The sequence below is a fragment of the Streptomyces sp. NPDC021012 genome (assembly GCF_044333355.1).
In the GTDB taxonomy this organism is placed as follows: domain Bacteria; phylum Actinomycetota; class Actinomycetes; order Streptomycetales; family Streptomycetaceae; genus Streptomyces.
This window is the reverse complement of record NZ_JBIRQU010000006.1, coordinates 327,456-353,260: the sequence shown is the minus strand read 5'-3', so window position 1 is coordinate 353,260 and position 25,805 is coordinate 327,456. Positions and strand designations below refer to the sequence as shown.

The 25,805-nt window shown below is 75.7% G+C and carries 21 protein-coding genes and 2 pseudogenes; 13 read left to right on the top strand and 10 right to left on the bottom strand.

Going from position 1 to position 25,805, the window contains the following annotated elements; all coding sequences use genetic code 11:
* The first annotated feature begins 186 nt into the window (after positions 1–186).
* The 8 genes from ACH4TP_RS22025 to ACH4TP_RS21990 all read left to right on the top strand — a co-directional run bounded on the left by ACH4TP_RS22025 (position 187) and on the right by ACH4TP_RS21990 (position 8,772).
* Positions 187–888: an ABC transporter ATP-binding protein gene (locus ACH4TP_RS22025; protein WP_398438873.1), complete on the top strand. Its 702-nt coding sequence runs from the start codon at positions 187–189 to the stop codon at positions 886–888.
* On the top strand, positions 885–3,263 hold the full coding sequence (locus ACH4TP_RS22020; RefSeq protein WP_398438872.1) for an ABC transporter permease: 2,379 nt from the start codon (positions 885–887) through the stop codon (positions 3,261–3,263). Before ACH4TP_RS22025 ends, ACH4TP_RS22020 begins: the two co-directional genes overlap by 4 nt.
* Before the next feature lie 89 nt (positions 3,264–3,352).
* A complete protein-coding gene (locus ACH4TP_RS22015; RefSeq protein ID WP_398438871.1) occupies positions 3,353–3,868 on the top strand; it encodes a PadR family transcriptional regulator in 516 nt (171 codons plus the stop codon).
* A 104-nt stretch (positions 3,869–3,972) separates the two neighbouring features.
* Complete coding sequence (locus tag ACH4TP_RS22010) at positions 3,973–5,163, top strand: DUF2306 domain-containing protein (RefSeq protein WP_398438870.1); 1,191 nt, start codon at positions 3,973–3,975, stop codon at positions 5,161–5,163.
* Positions 5,160–6,020, top strand: a complete 861-nt coding sequence (locus tag ACH4TP_RS22005) for a hypothetical protein (protein WP_398438869.1) — start codon at positions 5,160–5,162, stop codon at positions 6,018–6,020. Before ACH4TP_RS22010 ends, ACH4TP_RS22005 begins: the two co-directional genes overlap by 4 nt.
* A gap of 197 nt (positions 6,021–6,217) precedes the next feature.
* Positions 6,218–6,796, top strand: coding sequence for an isochorismatase family protein (locus tag ACH4TP_RS22000; protein ID WP_398438868.1), 579 nt, complete (start codon positions 6,218–6,220; stop codon positions 6,794–6,796).
* A gap of 150 nt (positions 6,797–6,946) precedes the next feature.
* The gene (locus tag ACH4TP_RS21995; RefSeq protein WP_398438867.1) at positions 6,947–7,294 is read left to right on the top strand and encodes a hypothetical protein; all 348 of its coding nucleotides are present in this window, start codon (positions 6,947–6,949) and stop codon (positions 7,292–7,294) included.
* Positions 7,295–7,494: 200 nt separating this feature from the next.
* Positions 7,495–8,772 carry a hypothetical protein gene (locus ACH4TP_RS21990; RefSeq protein WP_398438866.1) on the top strand — a complete coding sequence of 426 codons (1,278 nt, stop codon included), beginning with the start codon at positions 7,495–7,497 and terminating at the stop codon, positions 8,770–8,772.
* A 157-nt stretch (positions 8,773–8,929) separates the two neighbouring features.
* Here ACH4TP_RS21990 and ACH4TP_RS21985 read toward each other — a convergent pair.
* From ACH4TP_RS21985 to ACH4TP_RS21975, 3 genes and pseudogenes are all read right to left on the bottom strand, one after another.
* Positions 8,930–9,271, bottom strand: a pseudogene (locus tag ACH4TP_RS21985) (flavin monoamine oxidase family protein); the annotation flags it as partial.
* Between the two features lie 22 nt (positions 9,272–9,293).
* Complete coding sequence (locus ACH4TP_RS21980; RefSeq protein ID WP_398438865.1) at positions 9,294–11,204, bottom strand: FAD-dependent monooxygenase; 1,911 nt, start codon at positions 11,202–11,204, stop codon at positions 9,294–9,296.
* 285 nt (positions 11,205–11,489) lie between these two features.
* The gene (locus ACH4TP_RS21975; protein ID WP_389229201.1) at positions 11,490–12,317 is read right to left on the bottom strand and encodes a helix-turn-helix domain-containing protein; all 828 of its coding nucleotides are present in this window, start codon (positions 12,315–12,317) and stop codon (positions 11,490–11,492) included.
* Positions 12,318–12,366: 49 nt separating this feature from the next.
* On the opposite strand from ACH4TP_RS21975, the gene ACH4TP_RS21970 reads away from it, so the two are divergent.
* Positions 12,367–12,825 carry a DUF2000 family protein gene (locus ACH4TP_RS21970; protein WP_389229199.1) on the top strand — a complete coding sequence of 153 codons (459 nt, stop codon included), beginning with the start codon at positions 12,367–12,369 and terminating at the stop codon, positions 12,823–12,825.
* A gap of 6 nt (positions 12,826–12,831) precedes the next feature.
* Here the strand turns inward: ACH4TP_RS21970 and ACH4TP_RS21965 are convergent, their stop codons facing one another.
* Positions 12,832–14,280, bottom strand: a complete 1,449-nt coding sequence (locus ACH4TP_RS21965; protein ID WP_389229196.1) for a PLP-dependent aminotransferase family protein — start codon at positions 14,278–14,280, stop codon at positions 12,832–12,834.
* Positions 14,281–14,465: 185 nt separating this feature from the next.
* On the opposite strand from ACH4TP_RS21965, the gene ACH4TP_RS21960 reads away from it, so the two are divergent.
* From ACH4TP_RS21960 to ACH4TP_RS21950, 3 genes and pseudogenes are all read left to right on the top strand, one after another.
* Positions 14,466–15,731 (top strand): Tm-1-like ATP-binding domain-containing protein, encoded by a 1,266-nt coding sequence (locus ACH4TP_RS21960; protein ID WP_398182094.1) that lies wholly within the window; start codon positions 14,466–14,468, stop codon positions 15,729–15,731.
* Between the two features lie 5 nt (positions 15,732–15,736).
* A complete protein-coding gene (locus ACH4TP_RS21955) occupies positions 15,737–16,582 on the top strand; it encodes a phosphoenolpyruvate hydrolase family protein (RefSeq protein ID WP_398182096.1) in 846 nt (281 codons plus the stop codon).
* A 104-nt stretch (positions 16,583–16,686) separates the two neighbouring features.
* A pseudogene (locus ACH4TP_RS21950) lies at positions 16,687–16,902 on the top strand (response regulator transcription factor); the annotation flags it as partial.
* On the opposite strand, the gene ACH4TP_RS21945 reads toward ACH4TP_RS21950, so the two are convergent.
* Complete coding sequence (locus ACH4TP_RS21945) at positions 16,884–18,512, bottom strand: serine/threonine-protein kinase (protein WP_398438864.1); 1,629 nt, start codon at positions 18,510–18,512, stop codon at positions 16,884–16,886. The pseudogene ACH4TP_RS21950 and the gene ACH4TP_RS21945 overlap by 19 nt on opposite strands.
* Before the next feature lie 247 nt (positions 18,513–18,759).
* Between ACH4TP_RS21945 and ACH4TP_RS21940 the strand changes: the two genes are divergently transcribed.
* Entirely contained in the window at positions 18,760–20,820 is a 2,061-nt protein-coding gene (locus ACH4TP_RS21940; RefSeq protein ID WP_389229181.1) for a SpoIIE family protein phosphatase, read from the top strand.
* 6 nt (positions 20,821–20,826) lie between these two features.
* On the opposite strand, the gene ACH4TP_RS21935 is transcribed toward ACH4TP_RS21940, so the two are convergent.
* The 5 genes from ACH4TP_RS21935 to ACH4TP_RS21915 all read right to left on the bottom strand — a co-directional run bounded on the left by ACH4TP_RS21935 (position 20,827) and on the right by ACH4TP_RS21915 (position 25,718).
* The gene (locus tag ACH4TP_RS21935) at positions 20,827–21,444 is read right to left on the bottom strand and encodes a DinB family protein (protein ID WP_389229178.1); all 618 of its coding nucleotides are present in this window, start codon (positions 21,442–21,444) and stop codon (positions 20,827–20,829) included.
* 131 nt (positions 21,445–21,575) lie between these two features.
* Positions 21,576–23,522 (bottom strand): ABC transporter permease, encoded by a 1,947-nt coding sequence (locus ACH4TP_RS21930; protein ID WP_389229175.1) that lies wholly within the window; start codon positions 23,520–23,522, stop codon positions 21,576–21,578.
* Between the two features lie 148 nt (positions 23,523–23,670).
* The gene (locus ACH4TP_RS21925; RefSeq protein WP_398438862.1) at positions 23,671–24,066 is read right to left on the bottom strand and encodes a molybdopterin-binding protein; all 396 of its coding nucleotides are present in this window, start codon (positions 24,064–24,066) and stop codon (positions 23,671–23,673) included.
* Between the two features lie 98 nt (positions 24,067–24,164).
* The gene (locus ACH4TP_RS21920; RefSeq protein WP_041127981.1) at positions 24,165–24,644 is read right to left on the bottom strand and encodes an Lrp/AsnC family transcriptional regulator; all 480 of its coding nucleotides are present in this window, start codon (positions 24,642–24,644) and stop codon (positions 24,165–24,167) included.
* An 87-nt stretch (positions 24,645–24,731) separates the two neighbouring features.
* Positions 24,732–25,718, bottom strand: a complete 987-nt coding sequence (locus tag ACH4TP_RS21915; RefSeq protein ID WP_398438861.1) for a phosphotransferase family protein — start codon at positions 25,716–25,718, stop codon at positions 24,732–24,734.
* Between the last annotated feature and the right edge of the window lie 87 nt (positions 25,719–25,805).

Sequence of the window (25,805 nt, the reverse complement as noted above, 5' to 3'; positions counted from 1 at the left end):
GGGCCGCCGGGGCGAATCGGCCCGGGGGACCAGGGCGCCGTCCCCGCGATGTACATCGCGCGGACGACCCGCCCGCGCATCCGCCGCACGCGGTACGGAGCTTCGCCACCGCGGCCGACGCGGCCGGGGGCGGGCCGCTCCTAGCGTCGGTGCGAACCCACCCGACCCCGAGCCCCGGAGGGCCCCGTGACCCCATCCCCATCCGAGCCGATCATCGACCTGAGCGAGGTCGGCAGGACGTACGACGAGGGGCCGGCCGCCCTCGCCGGGCTGAACCTGCGGGTGGCGCGGGGGGAGTCGCTCGCCGTCCTCGGCCCCTCCGGCAGCGGCAAGTCGACCCTGCTCAACCTCCTCGCCGGCCTCGACCGGCCGAGCACCGGCCGCGTGACCGTCGACGGGCTGCGCGTCGACGCGCTGAGCGAGGCGGCCTCCGCCCGCTACCGGCGCGACCGCGTCGGCATGGTCTTCCAGTTCTTCCACCTCCTCGACGACCTCACCGTCCTCGACAACGTGCTGCTCCCCGCCCAGCTCGCCGGCGCGGCGCGCGGCCGGGCGGCGGCGCGCGCCGCCGAACTGCTCGAACAGCTCGGCGTCGCCCGCCACGCGCGCATGCGTCCCGGCCGCCTCTCCGGCGGCGAGCGGCAGCGCGTCGCCGTCGCCCGCGCCCTGATGAACCGTCCCCCGCTGCTCCTCGCCGACGAGCCGACCGGAGCCCTGGACACCGCGTCCGGCGCGGACGTCCGCGACCTCCTGCGCGAACTGAACGCCGACGGGCAGACGATCGTCCTCGTCACCCACGACCTCGCGCTCGCCGAGGGCTGCGCGACGCGCACCATCGAACTCGTCGACGGCCGCATCGCCCGCGACGTCCCGGCGGTGGCCCGATGAGCGCGGACGCCACCACCGGAGGCGCCCTCGGCCGCGTCGTACGGGCCGGGGTCGGGCGCCGCCGCACGCAGACCGCCGTCATGGTCCTGACGACTCTGCTCTCCGTCGCCTCCGCCGTCCTCGCGCTCGGCCTCCTCGTCGCGTCCGGCGCGCCCTTCGACCGGGCCTTCGCGCGGCAGCACGGCGCCCACCTGACCGTGCGGTTCGACGGATCGGCCGTCACCCCGGAGCGGCTCGCCGCCACCGCCCACGCGTCCGGAGTGGCCGCCGCCGCGGGCCCGTTCGCCGTCACCTCCCTGCGCCTGCGCGCGGCGGACCGGGCGGTTCCGCCCGGCTTCGCACCGCCCCCGCTGACGGTCGTCGGCCGGGCCCCCGCCGCCGGGCCCGTGGACGCGGTGACCGTGGTGGAGGGCCGGTGGGCCACGGCTCCCGGCGAGATCGTCCTGGAGCGGGGATCCGAACCTCCGGGAACCGGCCCGGGAGTCCGGGTGACCACCGGCGACGTCACCCTCACCGTGGTGGGCATCGCCGAGTCGGTCGGCGAGAGCGCCGACGCCTGGGTCGTACCCGAGCAGCTCACGGCGCTCGCGGGAGGGCGGCCGCCCGCGCTCCAGATGCTCTACCGGCTCACCGCGGCGGACACCGCCGCCGAGGTGGCGGCCGGGCGGAAGGCCGTCACCGCCGCCGTACCGGCCGGGGCGGTCACCGGCGCCCGCTCGTACCTCGACGTGCGGGAGACCGCGCGTGCGGCCACGGCCGCCTTCGTGCCCTTCGTCACCGCCTTCGCGTTCCTCGGGCTCGCGCTGTCGGTCCTGGTGATCGGCGTCGTGGTGAGCGGAGCCGTCGGCGCCGCGACCCGGCGGATCGGGATCCTCAAGTCCCTCGGTTTCACCCCGTTCCAGGTGGGACGCGCGTACATGGCGCAGGCGCTGATCCCGGGCACCGTCGGGGCCGTACTCGGCGTCGCCCTCGGGAACGTGCTCGCCGTGCCCCTCATGGCGGAGGTCTCCGAGGTGTACGGGACGACCGAGACCCTCATCCCCGTGTGGGTCGACCTCGCCGTACCGGCCGGCGGGCTCGCCCTCGTGGCCGCCACCGCCTTCGGGCCCGCCCTGCGCGCGGCCCGGCTGCCGGCCGCGACGGTCCTCCGCATGGGCCCCGCCACCGGCGGCGGCCGGGGGCGCGCGCTCCTCGGCCTGCTCGGGCGCCTCCCGCTGCCCCGGCCGGTCACCCTGGGCCTCGCCGCGCCCTTCGCCCGCCCCGCGCGGGCGGCGAGCACGGCCGCGGCGGTGACCTTCGGAGCCCTCGCGGTGACCTTCGCCGTGGGTCTCGGCAGCACGCTCGTCGCCATCAAGGCCGACGGAGACCCGGACCGGGGCGGCGACGTCACCGTCCACACGATCGCCCCGCCCCACGGGGGCCCCGGAGCGCCGGGCGGGGAGATGCCCCGGCAGGCCGATCCGGCCGCCGTCGCGGCGGCGATCGCCGCGCTCCCCGGGACCGGCTCCGTCTACCGGACGGCCCGCACCCAGCTGGACGTGGCCGGGCTCAAGGGCGGCACGCCCGTCGTCGCGTACGAGGGGGACACGGCCGGCAGCCCCCGCACGATGGTCTCCGGCCGCTGGTTCGGGGCCACCGGGGAGGCCGTCGCCCCGACCCGGTTCCTGCGCACCACCGGCCTCCGCGTCGGGGACACCGCCATCCTCTCCGAACAGGGCCGCACGGCCCGGGTCCGGATCGTCGGCGAGGTCTTCGACCTCGGCGACGACGGCATGACCCTGCGCACCGGGGCGGCGTCCGTGGCCGCGCTGCACGCCCGCTACCAGCCCACGGACTTCACCGTGACCGTCACCGCGGGCACGGACGCGGCCCGCTACGCGGAGCGCCTCGACGCCGCCGTGGCCCCGCTCGGGGCGGAGGCCGCCCTCACCGAGGGAAGCAGGTCGGGCGTCATCCGTGCGATGCAGGCCCTGATCGTCGCGCTCACCCTGATGCTGGTCGTCGTCGCCTGCCTCGGGGTGCTGAACACGGTCGTCCTCGACACCCGCGACCGCGTCCGCGACCTGGGCGTCTTCAAGGCCCTGGGGATGACCCCGCGGCAGACGGTCGCGCAGGTCCTCACCTCCGTCGGCGCCATCGGCCTGGTGTCGGGCGCGGTCGGCGTACCGCTCGGCGTGGTCCTCCACGGCCGGGTGATGCCGGCGATGGGCCGCGCGGTCGGCACCACGATCCCGCCCGCCGACATCGACGTGTACGGCACGCCCCTCCTCGCGCTCCTCGCGACGGCGGGCGTCGTGATCGCGACGGCCGGCGCGCTGCTCCCGGCGGGCTGGGCGGCCCGTACGGCGACGGCGCGGGCACTGCGGACGGAGTGAGGAGCCGCCTCCAGGAGCCGCCTCCCAGGGCCGCCTCCAGGGTCGCCTCCGGGGGCCGCCCCGCCTCTCCGCCGCGATACGGTCGCCGCATGTCTGAAGTCCGGTTGACCACGCCCTCCTTCCTCGTGCTCGGCATCATCGACAAGCTGGGCGAGGCCAGCCCGTACGACGTGAAGGTGGAGGCCGCGCGGACGGTGGCCCCGTTCTGGTCCATGCCGCACGCGCAGGTGTACGCGCAGTGCGACCGGCTCCTGGAGGCGGGGCTGCTGTCGGAGGTGCGGCAGCCGGGCGGGCGCAACCGGCGCCTGATGAGCCTCACGGAGGAGGGGGCGGCGGCGCTGCGCGACTGGCTCTCCGACCCCTCCTTCGTCCCGGTCGAGGCCCGCGAGCGGGGCATCCTCAAGCTGTGGTTCGGCGCCAGCCCGCGCGTCCACGCCCCGGTCCAGATCGAGGAGCACCGCCGGACCCTGGACGAGTACGAGGTGCTCGCGCACGACGTCGGCGAGCTGCTGACGCGCGGCCAGCGCGAGGCGCTGGAGTTCGGCATCCGGTACGAGCGGATGATGGTCGATTTCTGGCAGTGGGTGGAGGGGCGCGAGCCCTGAGTCCGTCCAACGGCATTTTGTTACCGACCGGTTGACCCCGGTCGCCCCTCGCCCTACCTTCCTCCATAGTCCAGACAGGACTATCGGCGAAGGGGGGAACCTCCATGCGACGCACGGCGGGTGCACGAGGGAGGTGGGGGAGGGCGGCCGCCCTCGCGGTGACCGTGGTCTGCCTGGCGTACGCGCCGATCGCCATGACCGAACTCTGGCCGTACGCGCGGCCGGGCGCCCCCGCCCCCGGCGAGTGGCTCCTCGGCCGGTCCGTCTCCCCGGAGTTCGTGGCCGAGGCCGTGCGCGACCGGGCGGGACCGTACGGGCGCAGCCTGGTCCCGCTGATCGCGCACTCGGTCCTGGGCGGCCTCCTCATGCTCCTCGGCCCCGTCCAGCTGCTCTCCGCCGTCCGGCGCCGCGTCCGCCTGCACCGGACCACCGGGACCGTCTTCGCCGTCACGGTGTACGTGTCGATGGCGGGCGCCGCCCTCTACCTGGTGCGCACCCCGCCGGCGGAGGCGTTCAGCGGGGCCGCGTTCTGGATCGTCCTCGCCACGGTCCTGGCCGGCACCGTCGGCAGCGTGACCTTCGGCGTCCTCGCCGCCGTCCGCGGCTTCCCGGACCTCCACCAGCGCTGGCTGCTGCTCTGCTACGGCTTCCTGATGACCGCTCCGCTGCTGCGGCTCGAATGGGGCCTGCTGCCCTCCCTCTACCCGGGGCTCGACCTGTTCGACATCAACCGCGTCGCGCTGATGCACCTCGGCGCGCTCGTCTCCTCCGGGGCGCTCCTCGCCTCCCGCGCCCTCGACCGGCGCGCCACCGTCCCCGGCCTGACCGGCACGTGGAGCCCGCTCCCGGTGCGGATCGCCGCCCACCTCGCGGGCGCCGCCGGCCTGGTGTGGATCACGGCGGCGTTCCTCGACGAGGGGACCGCCGGACGCCGGCTGCTCCTCGCGTACCTCGTCCCGTACGCCGTGACGTACGCCGTCATCGCCGTCCGGGCGGCACGGAGCGCCGCCTGGCCGCGCGAGGAGTGGTCGCTGCACCTCACCGCCCTGTGTCTGGCCCCCGCCTTCTCGGCGGTGACCGTGCCCGTGCTCGAACGGACCCTGGACCTCGACCGGCTCACGGCCCTCGTCGCGGGCGTCGGCATCGGCTGCGGAATGCTCGCCTACGCGGCCGTCACGGCGGTGAGCCTGCGGATCCTGTACGCCCGCGAAGTCCTCAGGAGGCAGCGGGAGTCCACGGATCTTCCGGCGGCTCCGGCGAAGGCCGGGGCAGCCCTGGAAGGAGGCCGGGGATGAGCGCCGGAACCCCCGGCGGCCGGGCGCTCTCGCCCGCCGTCGTGGTCCTGAGCGGCGTTGTCGGAGGCATCAGCGCCACCGTGGGCACCCTGCTCGCCGTGGCGAGCCTGACCGGGCACGCGGCGGGAGCCTGGGTGTCGCCCGAGGCGCTGAGCCCCGGCCTGGTCGGGGCGGCCATGGCGGGCGTGGCGCCCGCGCTGTTCACGGTCGGCCGGGCCCGCGTCTGGGAGGAGGTCCGGTCCCTGGTGCTGCCGCTCGCGATCGTCCTCGTCGGCCTCTTCGCGGTGTCCCTGCTCAACGCCGGAACCCTCCAGGCCGTACGGGGCGGTCCGCTGTTCCTCGCCCTGTTCAGCCTCGGCTGGGTCGCCACCCTCGGTGTCCTCGCCGTCGCCGCGGTGGGCTGCCTGGCGGCGCAGTACCGCGGACGCCGCAGCGGCACGGCGGCGGGGAGCCGCCGCCCGGTCGCCCCGCTGCCCGCCTGGTCGAAACCGCCGCTCGCCGTGCTCGGCTCGGGATGGCTCGGCACCGGCGCCGGCCTGCTGTTCTTCCCCGCCTTCTGGGGCGCCCTGCTCCCGTGGACGGTGAACCGCGCCGACGCGCAGGGCCTCGGTGTGTGGGCGCTCGCGCTCGGCGTCGGCGTCCTCGCCTCCCTCGTGGAGGACGACCTGGCCCGCCTCCGCCCCGCCCTCACGGCCGTCCCGGCGGTGGCCCTGGCCCTCGCCGTGCTCCTCGCCGCCCACGCCTCCGCGGTCGACTGGGCCTCGGGACCCGGCGCCGCCCTCGCCGCCCTGGTGGCCGGCCTCCTCGTCACGGGCGTCTCGGGCCGCCTGCTGCTCACCCGGGCCGCGCGACGCTAGGGGACGGTCCGGCGGCTCACGGACGCCGGCGCGGGGCCTCGTCGTCCGGGGTGTCCGGGCTCCCGAAGCGGAAGGGCACCGCGAGGTGTTCGGCCAGGGACCGGCCGGCCGCCCTCTCCGGCCGCCCTCTCCGGAGGGTCTTTCCGGCGGGGCGAAACTCCGTGGCGGGTGGGGCCCGTGGGAGTGATGATGGGCGGATGACCCAGCGCGCGCAGCCCGTTGATGCCCTGATCGTCGTCGATGTGCAGTCGGCCTTCGTCACCGGTGAAGGGGCCGTGCCCGCCGCCGGCCGGCTCGTCGACCGGACGGCGGACCTGATCGCCCGGGCCCGGCGGGACGGGGCGTTCGTCGCGCACCTGCAGAACGACGGGCCGCCCGGCGCGGAGGACGAACCGCACACGCCCGGCTGGGAACTCCACCACCGCGTGGAGCCGGGACCCGCCGAGGTCGTGATCCGCAAGCCGCACGACGACGGCTTCGAGGAGACCTCCCTCGGCAGGGTGCTCGGCGACGCGGGGGTGCGGGCCGTCGCCGTCTGCGGGGTGATGTCGGAGATGTGCGTCCAGGCCACCGCCCGTACGGCCCTGGCGCTCGGCTACCGGGTCGTCGTCCCGTACGACGCCCACGCCACCCAGGACATCCCGGCCGCCCCGGGCATCAGCGAGGCCGTGCCGGCGGCGACGGTCTCCCGCGTCGCGGCGTACGCCCTCGGGAGCGACGCCGAGACCACCGTCGCGGCCGCCGACGTCACCTTCACGGCCCCGTCCGCCCGCTGAGGCCCCCCGCCCAGCCCCTCGGCTCTCCCGTGGAGCGAACGGAACGCGCCACGCCCCGGCGCGGCGATCGCGACGTACTTCCTCGGCTGCGCCCAGGACGCCGCCGGTGAGCACGCCACCGCGCCGACCACCCTGCGCACCGCCCACCGGATGCTGACGGAGCGCCGGGACCCGCGCATGGCGGCCAGGGCCACGGCCGCCCTCGGGATCGCGCTCGACCACCTCGGCGACACCGAGGAGGGCGTACGCGCCCTGGAGGACGCCGCCGACGCGCTGCGGGCCGAACGGGCCACCCACTACGAGGCCCAGGCGCTCGTCGCGCTCGCGGACATCGCCGAACGCACCGGGCTCCGCCGCGACGACGTACCCGGCCGGCTGGACCGGGCCGCCGAGATCCACGAGGCCGGCGGCAGCCCTCTCGCCCCGGCCCTGCGCGAACGCCTGCGGCTGTGGCCGCCGGAGGGAGAGCGGGAGGCCGGGGGCGGGGAGCGCGCCTGAGGCGGGGCGGGTCGGGGGGCGATCCGCTGTCGGCGCCCGCCGGTCCGCCCGCCGTTGCCGGGGACAGGAAGGCTCGGGGCGGCGCGGCTGCCCGGCCGCGCCCTTGAGGTCCCGCCTCCCCGGGGCGGAAGCTGAGGGCGCACGCGTCCTCGATGAGAGGCAGGGGGCTCCGGATGAGACATGTGCCTTTCTTCCGACGGGTGGCCACGCTCGGTCTGGTCCTGATCGGCTGCGCGACGGGTCTGTTCGCGGTGGCCGTGCCGGACCTTCCCGAGCTGCGGCAGGTCGACCTGATGGTGTGGGAGGAGCAGGCCGACGGGACGTGCAGGGTCGAGTGGACCGACCCCTTCAGGGACCGCTGGCGGGAGGGGCCGTACCAGTGCGACCCGCAGCGGGACCCTTCCCTGAAGGCGAGGGACCGCAAGGCGGGCTTCCGCTACGGCTACGACTCCGGTTTCCTCCTCGCCGAGGGCCCGGACATCGGGAACCTGTACGCACTCGGGCAGGACGACGAGGCCTTCGACGGGGCCACGGGACTCGTCGACGCCCTGGCCCTGGGCGGCGCGTTCGCCACGCTCGTCGGCGTCGTCGGCGGGATCGTCCGCCGCCTGTCCCGCTCGGGCGGCGCGCGCGGGCGCCCGGCGCGCGGTGTGTTCCGCGCGAGCGGCCCGGAACGCCACACCGTCGGCAGCCTGTTCCGCCTGGGCGGCGTGGAGCGGCGGACCGTCCGCCGGGCGGCCGAGCTGAAGGGCGCAGCAGAGCTGGTGGCCCTGGACTACCGGCGAGCGGTCGACGACGTCCGCAGGGCATGGGCCCCGTCGCACCGGGCGCTGGTGGACGAGGAACTGGACCGGATCCCGGTCGCACGCCTCAGGCGGACGGCCGGAAGGGCCTTCTCCGCGAGCGAGTTGACCGAGCACGGCGTCCACACCGTACGGGACGTGCTCGACGCCCAGGAGTGGGGCCTCGAACACTCCGGCGTGGCACGGCGTACCGCGGGACTGGCGGTCGACGCCGCGCGGCGGATCGCCCAGGAGCGCAGCAAGACCGTGGTGGTGCGGATCGACGCGGACCGGCCGGAGCCGCGCACCACGGCGGTGCTCGCCGCCCTGCGGGTGCTGGTCGAGGCCGGCCCCGGGGCGAAGGGCGCGGCGGAGCGGGGCGCGGCCCTGGCGAAGCGCCTCGACGTGCTGCTCGCCGACGCGGCGCCGGCGGCCGGTTACTGGCCCATGCTGCGGTCGGGGCCGGAACGGCGCCGGCGCGCGGCGGTCGCCGTGGCCGGACTGCGCCGACTGCTGGACGGCGCCGAACGGGAAGGCCTCGCCGAGCGGTTCGCGCAGGCGTCGGTCGATCTGCTGCGCGGGCCGGACATCGATTCCGCGGGGCTGGCCGCCTGGGTGGACTTCGAGTCGCGGCCGGCGGAGTACCACGCCCTGCTCGCGAAGCACGCGGACCGGAGCCTCCCGCCGGGCGAGTGACGCGGCGTCCGTGTCCGTGACCGCAGTCGCTCGCGCACGCGCCGAACACCACGGTCTCCTCGCGGTAGCGGTGACCCGGCAGCGCGGCCCGGACGTCGGCGATCAGCGCCCGGGGCGCGTCCCGGAGCCGCACGTGTCCGGTGCTCGTCGCCAGGTACGCGTTCTCCTCGGAGAGCAGCGTGGTGAACGGCCGGACCTGGTCGCCCAGGCCGAGGTGGTCCACATAGTGCATCGTCCGGCGGTGCCCGGTCGGGATGCGCATCGCGCCGAGCTCCACGAACGGGGCGCCCTCGGCCGGGCCGAAGCGATGGGTGAGGACACGGCCCCCGAGCCTGCGGCTCCCTTCGAGCACCTCGGTCCGGAACCCGAGCCGCTCCAGCTCGTAGGCGGCGACCAGGCCGGCCATCCCCGCGCCGACGACGGTGACCGTGCTGTTGGCACGGGTGCGCCGCCGGGCGCGCAGCAGCCGACGGGCCTCCACGGCGGTGGTGGTCTCCATGACGCTCCGACTCCCGATCGGTTCAGTGCCCATGACGCGGGCGGGTCTGCCGGGACTTGCGGGGGCCTCGGGGTTCCCGGGACTTCCGGGATGCCCGGGGCTCCTGGGATTTCCGGGACGCCCGTGGTTCCCAGGGGCCTTGGGGCTCTCGGGGCTGCCGGGGCGCCCAGGGTCTCCAAGGCTTTCGGGCCTCTCGGACTTGCCAGGGCTTCTGGGGCGCCCAGGGTTCCCAGGGCTTCTGGGGTTCCCTGGGCTTCCGGGACCTCCAGGGCTTCCAGGGCTTCCAGGAGCTGCGGGGCTTCCAGGACCTCCGGGACCTCCAAGGCTTCCGGGGGCTCCGGATGGCTCTCGGGCCGGTGGGGGCGAGGGCCGCGAGGTAGTCGTGGAGCAGGGCGGGGCGGGTGAGGGGGGCGACGAGGCCCACGTAGCCGTCGGGCCGGACCAGGCAGAGGTCGTCGGGGTGGGGGAGCCGCCCGGCCTCGACGGCGTCCCGGGGTGTCACGGGCAGGATCCGGACCGGGACGGGGAACCGGGCGCACGTCGCGCGCAGCGCGTCGAGGACCCCGGGCTCGGCCCGCGCGGCGTGCAGGACCAGCGTCCACCGCTCGTACGCGAGCAGGGTGTGCAGCCGACGGGCGACGGGGCCCGCGCCGGCGGTGACCCGGACGTCGGGCATGCGGTCGCCCGCGCGCGGACCGGAACGGCGGTGCGGGGCGGGCCGGTGCCAGGACAGCGCGCTGCCCCGGTGGCCGCGGCGCAGGTCGCTCAGGCGCAGGTCGAGCCGGCGCTGGAAGCCGCGCCGGGCGAGGGCGCCGGGCACCGTGGCCGTGAACGCCCGGTGGCCCAGCGGGGGCAGCGGCAGCTCCATGAAGTTGAACCGCATCTCGCGGATGTACCGCACGGCCATCCGCCGCTGCTCGTGGCAGTACGTGTCCAGGAGCGTCTCGCCCGCCTGCCCCCGGTGCACGGCGGCCAGCTTCCAGGCGAGGTTGTGGGCGCCGAGGATGCCGACGTTCATGCCGTGGCCGCCGACCGGGGCCCAGGCATGCGCCGCGTCCCCGGCGAGCAGCCCGCGTCCGTGGCGGAGCCGGGCGGCGACCCGGTCGCTGAACCGGGCCCGGTTCAGCCAGAGCGGCTCCGTCGTTTCGAGCCGGAGCCCCGGGATCCGGGTGGTGTCCGCGACCAGGTCGCGCAGTTCGCCGACGGTGGGGGCGGCGGTCAGCGCCGGGTCGGGGTCGTCGCGGAAGCAGAAGAAGCGGAAACCGCCGCCGGGCAGCGGGAAGACGAGCAGCGAGCGGTGCGGGGCCAGGAAGATGTGTCCGCGGCCCGGCCGCTCGCCGAGCGGCCAGGTGGGGCGGGCGTTGCCCTGCACGACCTGGAGGCCGGTGCGGCGGCGGCCCTCGAAGGGGATGCCGAGCCGCTCCCTGACCACGCCGGCGGTGCCCTCGCAGCCGACGATCCACGGAGCGGTGGCGAACTCCTCCGTGCCGTCCGCGTGGCGCAGGGTGAACTCGGCCCGGTCCTCGCGGAGATGGACGTCGGTCAGCTCGGTGTTCCACTCGACGCGGGTGCCGAGCCGGGCGAGTTCCTCGCAGAGGAGACGTTCGATGTCGTGCTGCTCGATGTTGAGCGGGCGGGCGTGGGCGGAGAGCGCCCAGCCGGTGGTGAGCTCGCCGAGGAAGCGGTCGCGGGCGTGGATCGTCACCGAGTCCAGCTCCACCCCGTGGCGCCGGAGGACCTCGCCGACCCCCAGGGCGTCGAGCGCCTCCCGTGCCCGCGCCCAGAGCACCAGGGCCCGGGCCTCGCGCTTGGCGGCCGGCGCCCTGTCGACGATCCGTACCCGCAGTCCCAGCCGGCGCAGGCCGATCGCGAGCGTCAGGCCGACCGGCCCCGCCCCGACGACGCACACGTCCACGCCCACGTCCCCGTCCACCCGGTCACCCGCTCTCCGCTCGCTCTTCCCGCTGATCAGGGTGCGACCGGAAGATCGGCTTCGACAGGGCGTGCGGCGGGGCGCTGGAATCACCGCGACCGGGAGGTATGACTACCTGTGCATCATCTTGTCCGTTTGGATGGCGACGGCGGAATTCGGTCGTCCGCAAGGGTCGGTGAGGGGGTGCCTGGCCGGATCGCCATGCTTCGGAGGCCGCGCCGCGGGGTGTCGGGCTCCGTCGTTCCGCCCCTTGAGCGGATGCGCGCCCCCCGACCGGTGGCCAGTTCACGACAGCGGTGACGGTCCGCCCCGCCTCCGGGGGAAGCGCCCGGGCGTGGTGCCCACGATCCGCTTGAACGAGCGGTTCAGATGCGACTGGTCGTAGAAGCCGGTCGCGGCCGCCACCTCGACCGGCGGCCGGCCGTCGAGCAGCAGACCGCGCGCCCGGTCGATCCGGCGGGCCGTCAGGTACTGGTGCGGTGCGATGCCGAAGGCGCCGCTGAACGCCCGTACGAGATGCGCGGGATGGGCGTGGAGCAGAGAGGCGGCCTCGTCCAGCGTCACGCCCTCGACCACGCGCGCGTCCAGGAGCTCCCGCAGATCGTGCGCCACGCCCGGATCGGCTCCACGCGCGGGCGTGACGAGCCTCGGCCGCAGATGGCCGCGCAGCCGCTCGCCGATGAGGGCGAGACGGCTCTGCGCCTCCAGCTCGTCCCCGGGCTCCGCCAGCGCGGTGTGCAGCTGCCCCACGCGCCGCCGCAGCAGCGGGTCGACCAGATCGGGCGCGTCGACCGCCGGACCGACGAGGCTCTCGTCCAGCTGCGTCAGGTCCAGGTACAGCACCCGCTTGCGGAAGCCGCCGGAGGTGGCGGGCGAGCCGTTGTGCGGGACGCCCGGCGGGAGCAGGGAGACCGTGTCGCCGGGGGTGCCGCGCTCGTGCCGGTCGAGGTCGTACCGGACCGCGCCGTCGTCGACGATGAGCAGCGTCCACACGTCGTGCACGTGCATCGGATACGCGTGCTCGGTGAAGCGGGCGTGGAACACCTCCACGACACCCGGCACGCGCGGGCGCCACGCCGAGACCTCCTGCCGGGTCACCGTGCGGGCCACCATGCAAGGAATGTACAAGACCGCGCGGCGGGGCCGGCGGCAGTCTCGGATCATGAACACCACCGACACCACCACCGGCGTCACGCCCGACGACACGCCCGTACGCTTCGACACCAAGATCGCCGTGCTGCTCCGCGAGGACCTGGAGACCTGGCAGCGGCTGAACGTGACGGCCTTCCTGGTCAGCGGCCTCGGCACGGAGCTCCCCGAGGTGATCGGCGAGCGGTACCGCGACGCCGACGACACCCCGTACCTGCCGATGTTCCGGCAGCCCGTCCTGGTCTTCGAGGGGACCAAGGAGACGCTGACCGCCGCGCACGGCCGCGCCCTCTCCCGCGGGCTGCCCCGGGCGGTGTTCACCTCCGACCTCTTCGCCACCGGCAACGACCGGGACAACCGCGCCGCCGTACGGGCCGTGGGCGCGGGACGGCTCGACCTGGCGGGGATCGCCGTGTACGGGCCGCGCAACGCGGTCGACAAGGTGCTCAAGGGGGCCCGGATGCACCCCTGAGCAGCGTCAACCGGCCGCGCGTTCCGCGCACTCCAGGAGCGTGGGGAGCGCGGCGGCCAGCGCCTCCGTCCCGTGCGCGTACGGCAGCCTGAGCCGGTCACGGAAGCCGTCCACCGGCGAGAACGCCGCCCCCGGGACGACCGACACCCCGTGGCGCCGCGCCAGCTGGGCCAGGGCCTCCGTGTCGGCGCCGGGGATCCGCACCCACAGCGCGGGGCCGCCCGCCGGCCGGCTCCACTCCCAGTGCGGGGCCGCCGCGCGCACCAGGGCCTCGGCCGCGTCCCGCTGCCCGCGCAGTTCGGCCCTGCGCCGGGCGCGGGCCTCGGGCAGCCGGTCGAGCAGGCGGACGGCGACGAGCTGGTCCACCACCGAGCAGGCCAGGTCCACCGAGGTCTTGATCTTCGCGAGCCGGGCCACCACCTGCGGCGAGGAGCGGACCCAGCCCACCCGCAGCCCGCCCCAGAACAGCTTCGAGAGGGTCCCGACGGTCACCGTCGAGGCCATCGGCAGACCGGCCACGAGCGGCACCGGGGCCTCGTCGTCCCCGGAGGCCCCGCCGCCCAGGGAGAGTTCGGCGCAGGCCGTGTCCTCGACCGTGAACAGCTCCCGCTCCGCGAGGACCCGCCGCCACTCCCGGCGCGCCGCGCCGCCGAGCGTACGCCCGGTCGGGTTGTGGACGGTCGGCTGGAGGTACACGAGCCGGGGCCGCCCGTGGGCGCAGAGCCGCCGCAGCTCCGCCGGACCGCTCCCGCCCGCGCCGCCGTCCGGCCCGTCCCCGCCGACCGGGACCAGTCGGGCGCCCCGCGCCCGCAGGGCCTCCAGGGCTCCCCGGTAGGTGGGGTTCTCCACGACCACCGTGTCGCCCGGGTCGACCAGCGCCTGCGCCACCAGCCACACCGCCTGCTGCGAGCCCGAGGTCACCAGGATCTGTTCCGCCTCCGTCGCCACCCCCGCCGCCCGGTAGTACGCGGCGATGCCCTCGCGCAACGCGGGGATCCCGTACGGGTGGTAGCCGTCGTCCCCGAGCAGGGTGCCCAGGTCCTCGTGGGTGAGCGCCCCGACGGCCTCGCCGACGGCGCCGAGTCCGGGCAGCGCGCCGCTCGACAGGTCGGCGGTGCCGGGGCCTCCCGACCGGGCGTTGAAGCTCACGAGCCGTCCCTCGGCGACGTACCGGTCGAGCGCGCTCGACCCCCGCAGCCGGGAGCCGCTGCCCCGCACGCTCTCCAGCCACCCCTCGCCCTCCAGGAGCCCGTACGCGGCCGTCACGGTCGACCGGCTCACCCCGAGCACCACGGCCAGTTCGCGCTGCGAGGGCAGCGCGCTCCCGCCGGGCACGTCCCCGCGCTCGGCCAGCTCCCGCAGCGCGTCCGCGAGCCGCCGTGGCAGCGGTCCCGCCCCCTCCGACGACCAGCCGGTGAGGAGTCGGGACAGACGGGTCGAAGCAATCCTGGCCATGGCACCCATCTTGCTGCACGGCAGCCGCTCGTCCCGCCGTACGACTCCCGCCCGGCGCTCTCCGCGACGCAGGCCAATCCGCCCCGACTGGTCGTTGTCGCCGCAGGTCACCCGACGGAGGATCGACCCCGGCGGGACCGGACAGGGACCGGACACGGGTACGGGACCGGGAGAAGGGTGAGGGCATGGCGACCGTCGTGCTGGTCGGCACACTGGACACCAAGGGGGAGGAGTACGCCTGGCTGCGCGAGCGGCTCAGGGAGTACGGCAGCGAGGTCCTCCTCGTCGACACCGGGGTCATGCCCCCGCCCGCCCAGGCACCGGCGGCCGACATCCCCGCCGACGTCGTCGCGCGGGCCGGGGGCCACGACCTGGCGCGGCTCCGCGCCGCCGGCGACCGCGGCGCGGCCGTCACCGCCATGGCGCAGGGCCTCGCCAGGATCGTCGTCGACCTCTACCGCAAGGGAAAGCTGCACGCCGTGCTCGCCGCGGCCGGCAGCGGCGGCTCCGCGATCGCCGCCCAGGCCATGCGGGCGCTGCCCATCGGCGTCCCGAAGGTGCTCGTCAGCACCATGGCCGGCGGGGACGTCTCCCCGTACGTCGACAGCAGCGACCTCACCATGATGTACAGCGTCGTCGACATCTCCGGGCTCAACTCCGTGTCCCGCCAGGTCCTCGGCAACGCGGCGGCGGCCGCCGCCGGCATGGCCCGCCGCCACGAGCGCAACCACGACGAGCCCGCCGGCCGGGGACGGCCGGTCGTCGCGGCCACCATGTTCGGCGTGACCACCCCGGCCGTCGACACGGCCCGCGCCCGGCTCGCCGAACTCGGCTACGAGGTCCTCGTCTTCCACGCCACCGGCGCCGGCGGCCGGGCCGTCGAGAAGCTCGCCAGGGACGGCATGCTCGACGGCGTCCTCGACCTGACCACCACCGAACTCGCCGACGAACTCGTCGGCGGCGTGCTCGGCGCCGGCCCGTCCCGGCTCACCGCCGCCGGAGCCGTCGGCATCCCCCAGGTCGTCGCCCCCGGAGCGCTCGACATGGTCAACTTCGGGCCCGCCGCGACCGTCCCCGAGCGCTTCGCCGAACGCCGGCTGCTCATCCACAACGCCACGGTCACCCTGATGCGCACCACCGCGCGCGAGATGGCCGAACTCGGCACCGGGATCGGCCGCAAGCTCCGCGCCGCGCGCGGCCCCGCCGAGGTCTTCTGGCCCCTGCGCGGCGTCTCCGCCGTGGACACCGCCGGCGGCCCCTTCGAGGACCCCGAGGCGGACCGCGCCGGGCTCGACGCGCTGCGCGCCGCCGTCGTGGGCGGCGAGGTCCGGGTCCACGAACTCGACGCCCACGTCAACGACCCCTCCTTCGCGGTCGCCATGGCCGACCGCCTCCACCAGCTGATCACCGAGAAGGCCCGCGCCGCCGCCCGCCGATCCACCGAGGAGTGACCCCTGTGACCACCCGGACGACCACCACCAGCCGTCAGGACGTGCTCGACCGGCTCCGCGCCCAGGTCGCCGCGGGCCGCCCGATCGTCGGTGCGGGCGCGGGAACCGGCCTGTCCGCCAAGTGCGCCGAGGCCGGCGGTGCCGACCTCCTGATCATCTACAACTCCGGCCGCTACCGGATGGCCGGACGCGGCTCGCTCGCCGGCCTCCTGCCGTACGGGGACGCCAACGCCATCGTCCAGGACATGGCCCGCGAGGTGCTGCCCGTGGTCCGCCACACCCCCGTCCTCGCCGGCGTCTGCGGCACCGACCCCTTCCGCCGCATGGACCTCTTCCTCGACGAGCTCAAGGCCATGGGCTTCGCCGGCGTGCAGAACTTCCCCACGGTCGGCCTGTACGACGGCACCTTCCGGGTCAACCTGGAGGAGACAGGCATGGGATACGGCCTGGAGGTCGACATGGTCCGCGCCGCCCACGAGCGCGACCTGCTCACCGCCCCGTACGTCTTCGACCCGCGGCAGGCCGCCGACATGGCCGCGGCCGGCGCCGACGTCCTGGTGCCGCACGTCGGCCTCACCACCAAGGGGGCCGTCGGCGCGGGCACGGCCCTGACGCTCGACCAGGCCGCCGCCGCCGTCCAGGAGATGCACGACGCCGCCAAGCGGGTGAACCCCGACGTCCTCGTGCTCTGCCACGGCGGACCCATCGCCGAACCCGAGGACGCCCGGTACGTTCTGGAGCACACCACCGGCGTCGTCGGCTTCTTCGGGGCCTCGTCGATCGAACGCCTCCCCACCGAGCGGGCCGTCACGGAACAGACCCGCGCCTTCAAGGACCTCGCCACCGGCTGACCGCTGTCGGCGGCGTGCCGTACAACTGAGGACGGGGGAGACGGCGGGACAGGGGGACGGACGTGGACACCTTCGCGGACCAGGGGCGCGTCGACCGCGCGCCCCTCGCCGTCCTCACCCCGCGCGAGCGGGAGATATCGGCCCTCGTGGCGGAGGGGCTCACCAACCGGGCCGTGGCCGACCGGCTCTGTCTGAGCCCCCGCACGGTCGAGAGCCATGTCGCCCGGGTCTACCGCAAGACGGGGGTGGAGACCCGGGCCGCGCTGGCCTCGCTGGTGGTCAGGGACGAGGTGGTGGGAGGTCAGTCCCTGCGGGGATAGGCGGCGGTCACCCGGCCCTTCGCGTCGGCCGTCAGATAGGCCACGCCGTAGGTGTCGGACAGATAGACGCTCAGCCCCGCCCGCGCCTTGCTCCCGAGGAAGGTCGAACCCGGGGTGAGGACGAGGTAGCGGCTCGTCGGCTCGTCGACGCCCAGCTCCCTGTCGGCGCGCTTCATGAGCGCCGGGAGCGCGTCCCACGCGAAGGCGTCCAGGTCGGCCGGGACGGTGCCCGGGAAGGCGGTGCCGCCGGGCCCCTCCCGGACGGCCACGTCCCCGCCCCGGTACACGTACCGGTCGTACCGCTGCGTGCTGCCCTTGACCAGCGACTCGGCCACCGCGTAGTCCGCGTACACGACGAAACCGGTGACCTTCGCCCCGCCCGAGGCCGCCTTGACGGCGGCCACGGCGGTCCGGATCCCCTCGGCGGTCAGCAGGTTCGGCTTCTCCGGAGCCGCCGTCCCCTTCGCGGGCCCCCGCGCGGGAGGAGCGGTGCTCCGCCCGCTCCCCGGGTCGGCCGGCCGCCACTCCCCGTTCATCGCGGCCACGGGAACCCCGAGGGCGAGCACGACCACGGTCGTCGACCCCAGGAACCGGCCGACGCGCCGCCCCCACCGCCGCCGCCCGGCGACGGGCTCCGGCGCGGTCTCCCCCGGGGCGGCCTCCACCGGCGCGGCCTCCCCCGGGGCGGTGGCCGGCGGCGCCAGCCGGAACGAGGTCGTCCCGTCCTCCCCGGCGGCCGGAGCGGCCGCCCCCTCGGGCTCCGGAGCGGCCTCCGGAACGCTCTCCGGGGCCGCCGCCGCGAGCGCGCGGTCGAGCTCGTCCGCGTCGGGCCGGGCGGCCGGATCCCGTACGAGCAGACGTACCAGTACGTCGGTCAGCGCACCGGCCCGCAGGGGAGCGGGCACGTCGTCGGAGAGGACGGCGGCGAGGGTGGCCAGGGTGTTCTCGCGGCGCAGCGGGTGGTGGCCCTCCACCGCCACGTAAAGGAGCATGGCCAGCGACCAGAGGTCGGCGGCCGGGCCGCTCGTGCCCGGGCCGCCCCGGATCCGCTCGGGCGCCATGTAGTCCGGCGAGCCGATGATCGAACCCGAGGCCGTCAGGACGGTGGACTCGCGGATGGCCGCGATGCCGAAGTCGGTGAGCACCGGTCGCCCGTCCGGCCGCAGCAGGACGTTGGCGGGTTTCACGTCGCGGTGCTCGATGTCCCGGTCGTGGGCGGCGCGCAGGGCGGACAGCAGCCCGCGCCCGAGCGCGGCGGCCTCGGGCGGGCTCAGCGTGCCCCGGTCCAGCCGGTCCTGGAGGGAGCCGCCGGTGACCAGCTCCATCACGAGCCACGGGTAGGTCCCCTCGCCCGCGTCCACGATGTGATGGATCGTCACCACGTTGGGGTGGTCGATCCTGGCCAGGGCGCGGGCCTCGCGCAGCACGCGCGCCCGGAGGGTCCTGGCGCCCTCGACGTCGTGCTCGGCCGTCGCGGGGTCCGGCGGGCGCACCTCCTTGACCGCCACGTCACGGTGGAGCGCCAGGTCGCGGGCGCGCCACACCGTGCCCATCCCGCCGCCGCCCAGCCGCTCCACGAGCTCGAAGCGGTCGTCGATCACTCTGCTCACACACACCCCTGTACTCGGGTCACACCCTGCTCCCCGGGGCGCGGCGGGCCCACAGGGGTCGGACCGACTCTCGCACCCCCGGGCCGCCCCGCACATCCGTAGAACCACGGAACCCGCACCCCCGCCGGCGCCCCCCCGTGCCGTACCGATCGGCCGTACTGCGCAGCGCCCGCCGTCCCCTCCTCGGCTAGGGTGATTCGGTAGGGATTGCCCCCCGTGGGGCCGGGCCGATGCGTAGGTCGATGCTTTGGAGACGCACCAGTCGTCGAGCAGGGTTCCGCAGCCGCCCCGGGCGGCCGTCGGGGACGCGGGCGTGCTCCGCGAGCTGCTTCCGATCGCGCTCTGGCGGGAGGACGCCGAGGGCCGCATCGTCGAGTGGTCGCTCGCCGCGCAGGACCTCCTCGGCCACCGCCCCGAGCACGTCCTCGGCAGGCTCGCGACCCCGCTCCTGGTCCCCGACGCGAACCGCGAGCTCGCCGACGGGCTCACCGACCGCGTCCAGGCGGGCGAGACCATCATGGGCACGCTGCCCGTCCGCCACCGCGACGGCCACACCGTCGCCATGGAGATGTGGATCGTCCCGGCGGCCGACCCGCAGGGGCGCCCGGGGGCGATGCTCATCGCGGTGGAGACCTCCGAGGTCCTGCGGATGCGGGAGAACCTGGCGGCGATGGACAGCCTCTTCGCCCAGTCGCCCATAGGGCTCGCCCTGCTCGGCCCCGATCTGCGCTTCCTGCGCGTCAACGACGCCCTGGCGCGGATGAACGGCGTCTCGGCCGCCCGGCACGTGGGCCGCCGGCTCACCGAGGTCGTGCCCGGCGTCAACGCCGCCTCGCTCGAATCCCTCATGCGCCAGGTCCTGGAGAGCGGTACGGCCGTGGTGGACGCCCGCCGGGTCGGCCGCACCCCCGCAGACCCCGACCGGGACCACATCTGGTCCTGCTCGTACGCCCCGCTCGTCGACCGCACCGAACCCCGGCCGCTCGGCCTCATCGCCTCCCTCGTCGACATCACCGAGAGCCAGGAGGCGCACATCGAGGTCGAGCGGGCCCGGCACCGCTTCGCCCTGCTCGCCGAGGCCGGCGCCCGGATCGGCACCACCCTGGACCTGAAGCAGACGGCGGAGGAGGCCGTGCGCTTCCTCGTGCCCCAGCTCGCCGACTCGGCCGACGTGCAGATGCTGGAGTCCGTCCTCGAACCCGACGACCCGATCGCCTCCACCCGGGGCCTGCTGCGGCGGCTCGCCGCCCGCTTCCCCGACCCGACCGCGCCCACGGCCTTCCTCGCCCCGGGGCAGACCTTCCAGATCCCCCTCGACTCCGTGTACGAGCGGGCCGTCGTCCGCGGACTGCCCACGAACCTCTGCACGACCGACATCCCGGAGCTCTTCACCGATCCGCGCACCGAGGCGCTCCAGACGTATCTCGCCGCCCGCATCGGCTCGGCGCGGCTCGTCCCCCTGGTGGCCCGGGGCCAGGTGCTCGGGGCGGTCACGGTGACCCGGCTGAAGACCCGCGAGCCCTTCGACGCGCAGGACTGCGTCCTCATCGACGAGGTCGTCGCCCGCGCCGCCCTCAACATCGACAACGCCCGGCTCTACACCACCCAGCGGGAGGCCGCCCTCACCCTGCAGCGCAGCCTCACCAACAACGAACTCCCCGACGTCACCGGCCTCGAACTCACCGGCCGCTACCTCCCCGCGAGCTCCCACGACGTCGGCGGCGACTGGTTCGACGTCATCGCCCTGCCCGGCGGCCGGACGGGACTCGTCATCGGCGACGTCATGGGGCACGGCATCCACGCGGCGGCCGTCATGGGCCAACTCCGCACCGCCGTGAGGACCCTGGCCCGCCACGACATCGCACCGGCCCACATGCTCCGCTCCCTGGACGCCGTCGTGGCCGACCTCGGCGAGGACGAGATGGCGACCTGCGTCTACGCGGTCCACGACCCGGCCACCGGCGGCTGGGTCATCGCCCGCGCCGGTCATCCGCCGCCGGCCGTCGCCACCCCGGACGGCGCCATCACCTTCCTCGACGGGCCGCCCGGGACGCCGCTCGGCACCGGAGCCCACGACTTCGGCACGGAGGAGGTCGTCCTGCCCGGGGGCGGACTCCTCGTCCTCTACACGGACGGCCTCATCGAGGCCCGCGACCGGGACCTCGACCAGGGCATGCGGCAGCTGGCCGAGGCCCTGCGGCCGCTCGACCGGCCCCTGGACACGCTGTGCGACGAGGTCATCGGACGGCTCCTCGCGGGCTCCGCCCAGGACGACGTGGCGATGCTCCTCGCCCGCACCATCCGCTGAACCGCGCTATGCGCGGAGCCGGTGGAGGTCGCGGAGCAGGGCGATCTCCGCCCCGTGGTGCAGGAGCTCCTGGTTCACCCACCAGACGATCTCCAGGAAGGGGTTCTCCGCGTCGCTGCCGTGCGGGTAGGTGCAGTGGCCGACCGTGTCGAGCGCCTTGTCGTCGACGGACAGCAGAGCCTCGCGCCAGGCGTCGGCGGCGGTGTCGAAGGCGGCCAGGGCGGTGGCGGCGTCCCCGGCGACCCGGTAGTCGTCGCGGGTCAGGCTGCGGCTTCCGTTCGTGTGGTCGGCGCGCAGCGCGAGCATCTCGGAGAGGTGGCTCAGCCGCCAGGCGATCGTCGTGAACGGCGGCGGCACGGGGTGCGGCGGAGGCGTCGTGTCCCGGCCCCAGTCGCCGGCGCCCACGAGGAGCGTCGCGCCCGGCCCCGGGCCGTCGGCGTGGCGCCGTACGGACCAGCAGCCGGGCCCCGGCTCCCAGAGGTACTCCGCGTCGGTCATCGGACCGACCTCGACGTCCGTGCCGTTGCCGCTGTCCATCACCGGCCCCGCCATCCGGTCGGCGAGCCGCTTCCGGGCGAAGTCGAACTGGTCGAGGAGGGGGACGAGCCGCTCGGGCAGGGACACGGGACACTCCGGATCACGCGGGGACAGGGCGGTCGTACCCTGCCACAGCGACCGGCCGCGCCGCCCGCCGATTTCCGTCCCGCGCCGGGCTGTTGACCGGATCTCCGGACCTCAGGGGAGCCGGCGGGCCCTCACAGCGGTACGACGGTCACCTCGGTCGCCTTGACGCCCGTCCAGACCGGCACCCCGTCCGCGAGGCCCAGTTCGGCGGCGGCCTGCGGGGTGATCTCGGCGACGAGCGAGGGCGCGGAGTCCGAGGTGACGAGGACCCGCAGCCGGCTGCCGCTCGCGGTGATCTCCCGTACGGTTCCGGGCCAGACGTTACGGGGGCTGCCGCCGGGCCTCTCGCGGTGCACGGCCACCGCCTCGGGCGCGATGATGGCCAGGGCCGGGGTGCCGGCGGGCGGCTGCTCGGCGGTGATCAGGGTGCCGCCCCCGTCCAGGGCGAGGCCTTCGGCGGAGGCGGTGCCGGGCCAGGCGTTCCGGCCGAGCATCCGGGCCACCCAGGGGGAGCGGGGGTGCCGCGAGACCTCGGCCGGAGAGGCGTCCTGGAGGGTGCGCCCGTCCTGGAGGACGAGCACCCGGTCGGCGAGCGAGACGGCCTCGACGGGGTCGTGGGTGACGATGAGGCAGACACCGCCGAAGCCGGCGAGGTGGCTGCGCAGGGTGTGCCGGACATGGGCCCGGGTGGTCTGGTCGAGGGCCGCGAGCGGCTCGTCGAGCAGCAGCAGCCGGGGCCGGGCGGCGAGTGCGCGGGCGAGGGCGACGCGCTGGGCCTGGCCGCCGGACAGCTCGGCCGGGCGGCGGTGGGCGAGGTGGCCGACGGCGAGCCGGTCGAGCCAGGCCCGCGCCTCCCGCCGGGCCTCGGCGCGCGGCACCCCGCGCGCCCGGAGGCCGTACGCGGTGTTGGCGAGCGCCGACAGATGGGGGAAGAGGGCGCCGTCCTGCGGGACCCACGCCACCCGGCGCCGGTGCGGGGGCAGCTCGGTGACGTCGGTGTCGCCGAGCCGCAGCGAGGCGTGGGCGCGGGGCGTGAGGCCGAGGAGGGCCCGGAGCAGGGTGGTCTTGCCGGCGCCGTTGGGGCCGACGACGGCGATGGTGGTGCCCGGTCCGGCGTCGAGGGTCAGGTCGTTGAAGCCGGTGACCTCGGCGCGCAGCGCCCAGCGCCCGGTGTCGGGGTCCTCCGCCGCGGGGAGGTCTTCGGGGGCGGTGGCCGCGGCGGGGTCCTCGGCCGGCGCCCCGGACACCGCCCGGGTCCGGCCCGGGGAGGGGGTGCCCGTCCAGCGGCCGCGCAGGGCGACCAGGACCGCCATCGCGATGGCGAGCAGCAGCAGCGACACGGAGGTCGCCGCCTCCGGCTCGTCCTGGAGCAGCAGATAGACCTGGAGCGGAAGGGTCTGGGTGGCGCCGGGCAGGTTCCCGGCGAAGGTGATGGTGGCGCCGAACTCGCCGAGCGCCCGAGCCCAGGTGAGCGCGGCTCCGGCGAGCAGCCCGGGGGCGACCATCGGCAGCGTGACGGTGAAGAACACCCGCACCGGCGAGGCGCCCAGGGACGCGGCCGTCTCCTCGTACCGGGGACGCAGCCCGGCCAGCGCGCCCTCCAGGCTGATGACCAGGAACGGCATGGCCACGAACGTCGCGGCGACCACCGCGCCGGAGGTGTGGAAGGGCAGGGTCAGTCCGAAGGCGCTCTCCAGCCAGGGGCCGACGACGCCGCGCCGCCCGAACGCCAGCAGCAGGGCCACGCCGCCGACCGTCGGCGGCAGCACCATGGGCAGCAGGACCAGCGAGCGGACGATCGCCTTGCCCCTGAACGGCACGCGGGCGAGCAGCCAGGCGAGCGGCACGCCGAGCAGCAGCGACAGGCCGAGCGCCCAGAAGGAGACGAGCAGGGACAGCCTGAGGGCCTCGACGGTCCCGGGGCTCGTCAGATGCGCGCCGAAGGAGCCCCACTCGGTGCGGACCAGGACCCCGACGAGCGGCAGCAGCAGGAACGCGACGGCGAGCAGCGCGGGCACGGCGAGGAGGAGCGGGGTGCGCGGCCCGCGTCCGGCGGCCCGGCCCTGAAGGCGTTTCATCGTGGGTTCCAGGGGTGTGCTGAGGAGGAGTGCTCGGGGAAGCGAGGCGGGGGCTGTCCGTCCCCCCGGACACGGACAGCCCCCACGGGCCACTCCGGGCCCACGGCCGCCGGAAGTCCGCTTCCGGCGGCCGTGGGCCCGGAGTGGATCAGGCCCGGTCGATGTGCACGCTGGTCGACTTCACCCGGGCGGTGGCCTGCATGCCGACCTCCAGGCCCAGCTCCTCCACGGCCTCGCGGGTGAGCAGCGAGACGAGCCGGTGCGGCCCGGCCTGGATCTCGACCTGGGCGGCGACGTCGCCGAGCTTGACGGCGGTCACGATCCCGGGGAACGCGTTGCGGGCCGAGGTGTACGAGCCCTCCTCCTCCCCGGGGGCGCTCTGCCCGACCTCGATGGAGAAGGCGGCCAGATCGCGGCCGTCGATGAGGCGCCGGCCGTTCTCGTCGCGGTGGGTCGCGACCCGGCCCGCGTCGGCCCAGCGGCGTGCCGTGTCGGGACTGACGCCGAGCAGGCGTGCCGCCTGACCGATGGTGTAGGACTGCATGTCGGCCACGTTAGGTCGTACGAGATCTCATCTGCAAGGGATCAAGGGATGCCTCATGGCATCTGCCAGCCCCCTTGGACGAACCCACCAGGGGCGGCTCAGGGCGTCCCCGAGCGGCGGCCGACCGCCTCGACCAGGGGCAGCAGCCGGTGCGCGACCCGCTCGCGCAGCGCGATCTCGGTCCGGGTACGGACCACGCCGGGCAGCTGGATCAGCCGCTGGATGACGTCCTCCAGGTGCCCGGCGTCGCGGGCCACGACCCGGGTCAGGAGATCGCCGCCGCCGGTGATGGAGAAGGCCTCCACGATCTCGGGCACGCGCGCGAGGGCGTCCCCGACCTCGTCCAGATGCCCCTGGGTCACCTCGACGTGCACGAAGGCGAGCACCGGGTGCCCGAGGGCGGCGGGGGAGAGGACCGGCCCGGTCGCCGTGATCACCCCGTCGCGCTCCATCCGGTCGATCCTCGCCTGCACGGTGCCCCGCGCCACCCCCAGGATCCGCGCGTACTCGCGCACGCTCGTCCTCGGCTGCTCGATGAGCAGCCGCAGGATCCGCGTGTCGAGTTCGTCCACCGCCATGACCGTCGGCCTCCTTCGCCCCGGCTCGTCCGGTTTCCGACTCTATCCAGGTCCGGAGATCCGCAGGCCCGGAGGTCCGCAGGTCCGCTAGGGCAGGCGGGTCCGCTCCCGCGCCCAGTCCAGGGCGGCTTCGCCCTGGGCGCGCTGGAAGCCCCGCAGGGTCGGCAGTCCCGGCGGCGGGGGCTGGACGGACTGGTGGAGGAAGTAGCCGGCCAGGGCGACGAGCACGGTGGTCACGTCCTCGGCGTCGGCACCGCGGGCGCGGAGGTGCCCGTCGAGGAGGCCCACGGCGTCCGGGGCGCCCTGCATGATCACGCTCGGGCCCATCGCGACGACGTCGAACCACGGAGCGCCGACCGAGGCCCACGGCCAGTCGACGACCACGACGCGGCCGCCGGTCAGCAGGACGTTGTCCGCGCGCAGATCGCCGTGGACCAGGGCGCTGCCGGCCGCGGCGGCGGTCCAGCCGGCTTCCCGCTCGGCGAGGCGTACGAGATGGCGGCGCGCCCACGGGTCGAGCCACGCCAGGTCGTCCGCCCCCCGCGCGGAAGCGGCGGCGAGCCGGCGCCAGCCCCGGAACTTCCCGCCGAAGCGGTCGACGACCGTCGGCGCCTCGACCGGCGCGGGGTCGAGCAGGGCGGACAGCTCCGCCGTCGCCGCGAGGACGCGCCGGAGCTCGTCCGGCCGCCAGGGCTGGGCCGGAGTCCTGCCGTCCACGTCCTCGAGGACCAGGACGACCCAGCCGTCGAGGTCCAGGGCCATGAGCAGCGAGGGCACGGGGGCGGTGGCCGGCAGGGCCGCGGTGATCCGGGCCTCCGCCCGGTGGAGGCCGGGGGTGTCGGGGTTGGGTTCGGGCCCCACCGCCTTCACGAAGACCCGCCGGCCGTCGGCGAGGCGCATGCGCGCGGCGACGCCCGGCGAGAAGCCGCCTGCCTGGGTGGCGGCATGGTCCACGGGGGATCCGAGGGACGCCTCGACCCTGCTTCGCACGCCGGAGGGAACGGCCCACCAGTCCATGCGCACACCCGCGGCCGCGGGCACTCCGGTGGTCTCCACGCCTGCTCGTCTTCCCATGGCCGCATGATCCAGGCGGGGGGCTCCGGGGAGCAACGAGGTTTCCGGAGCCGTACGGCTGGTCCATTGGCTCCGTCTGGTCACTCG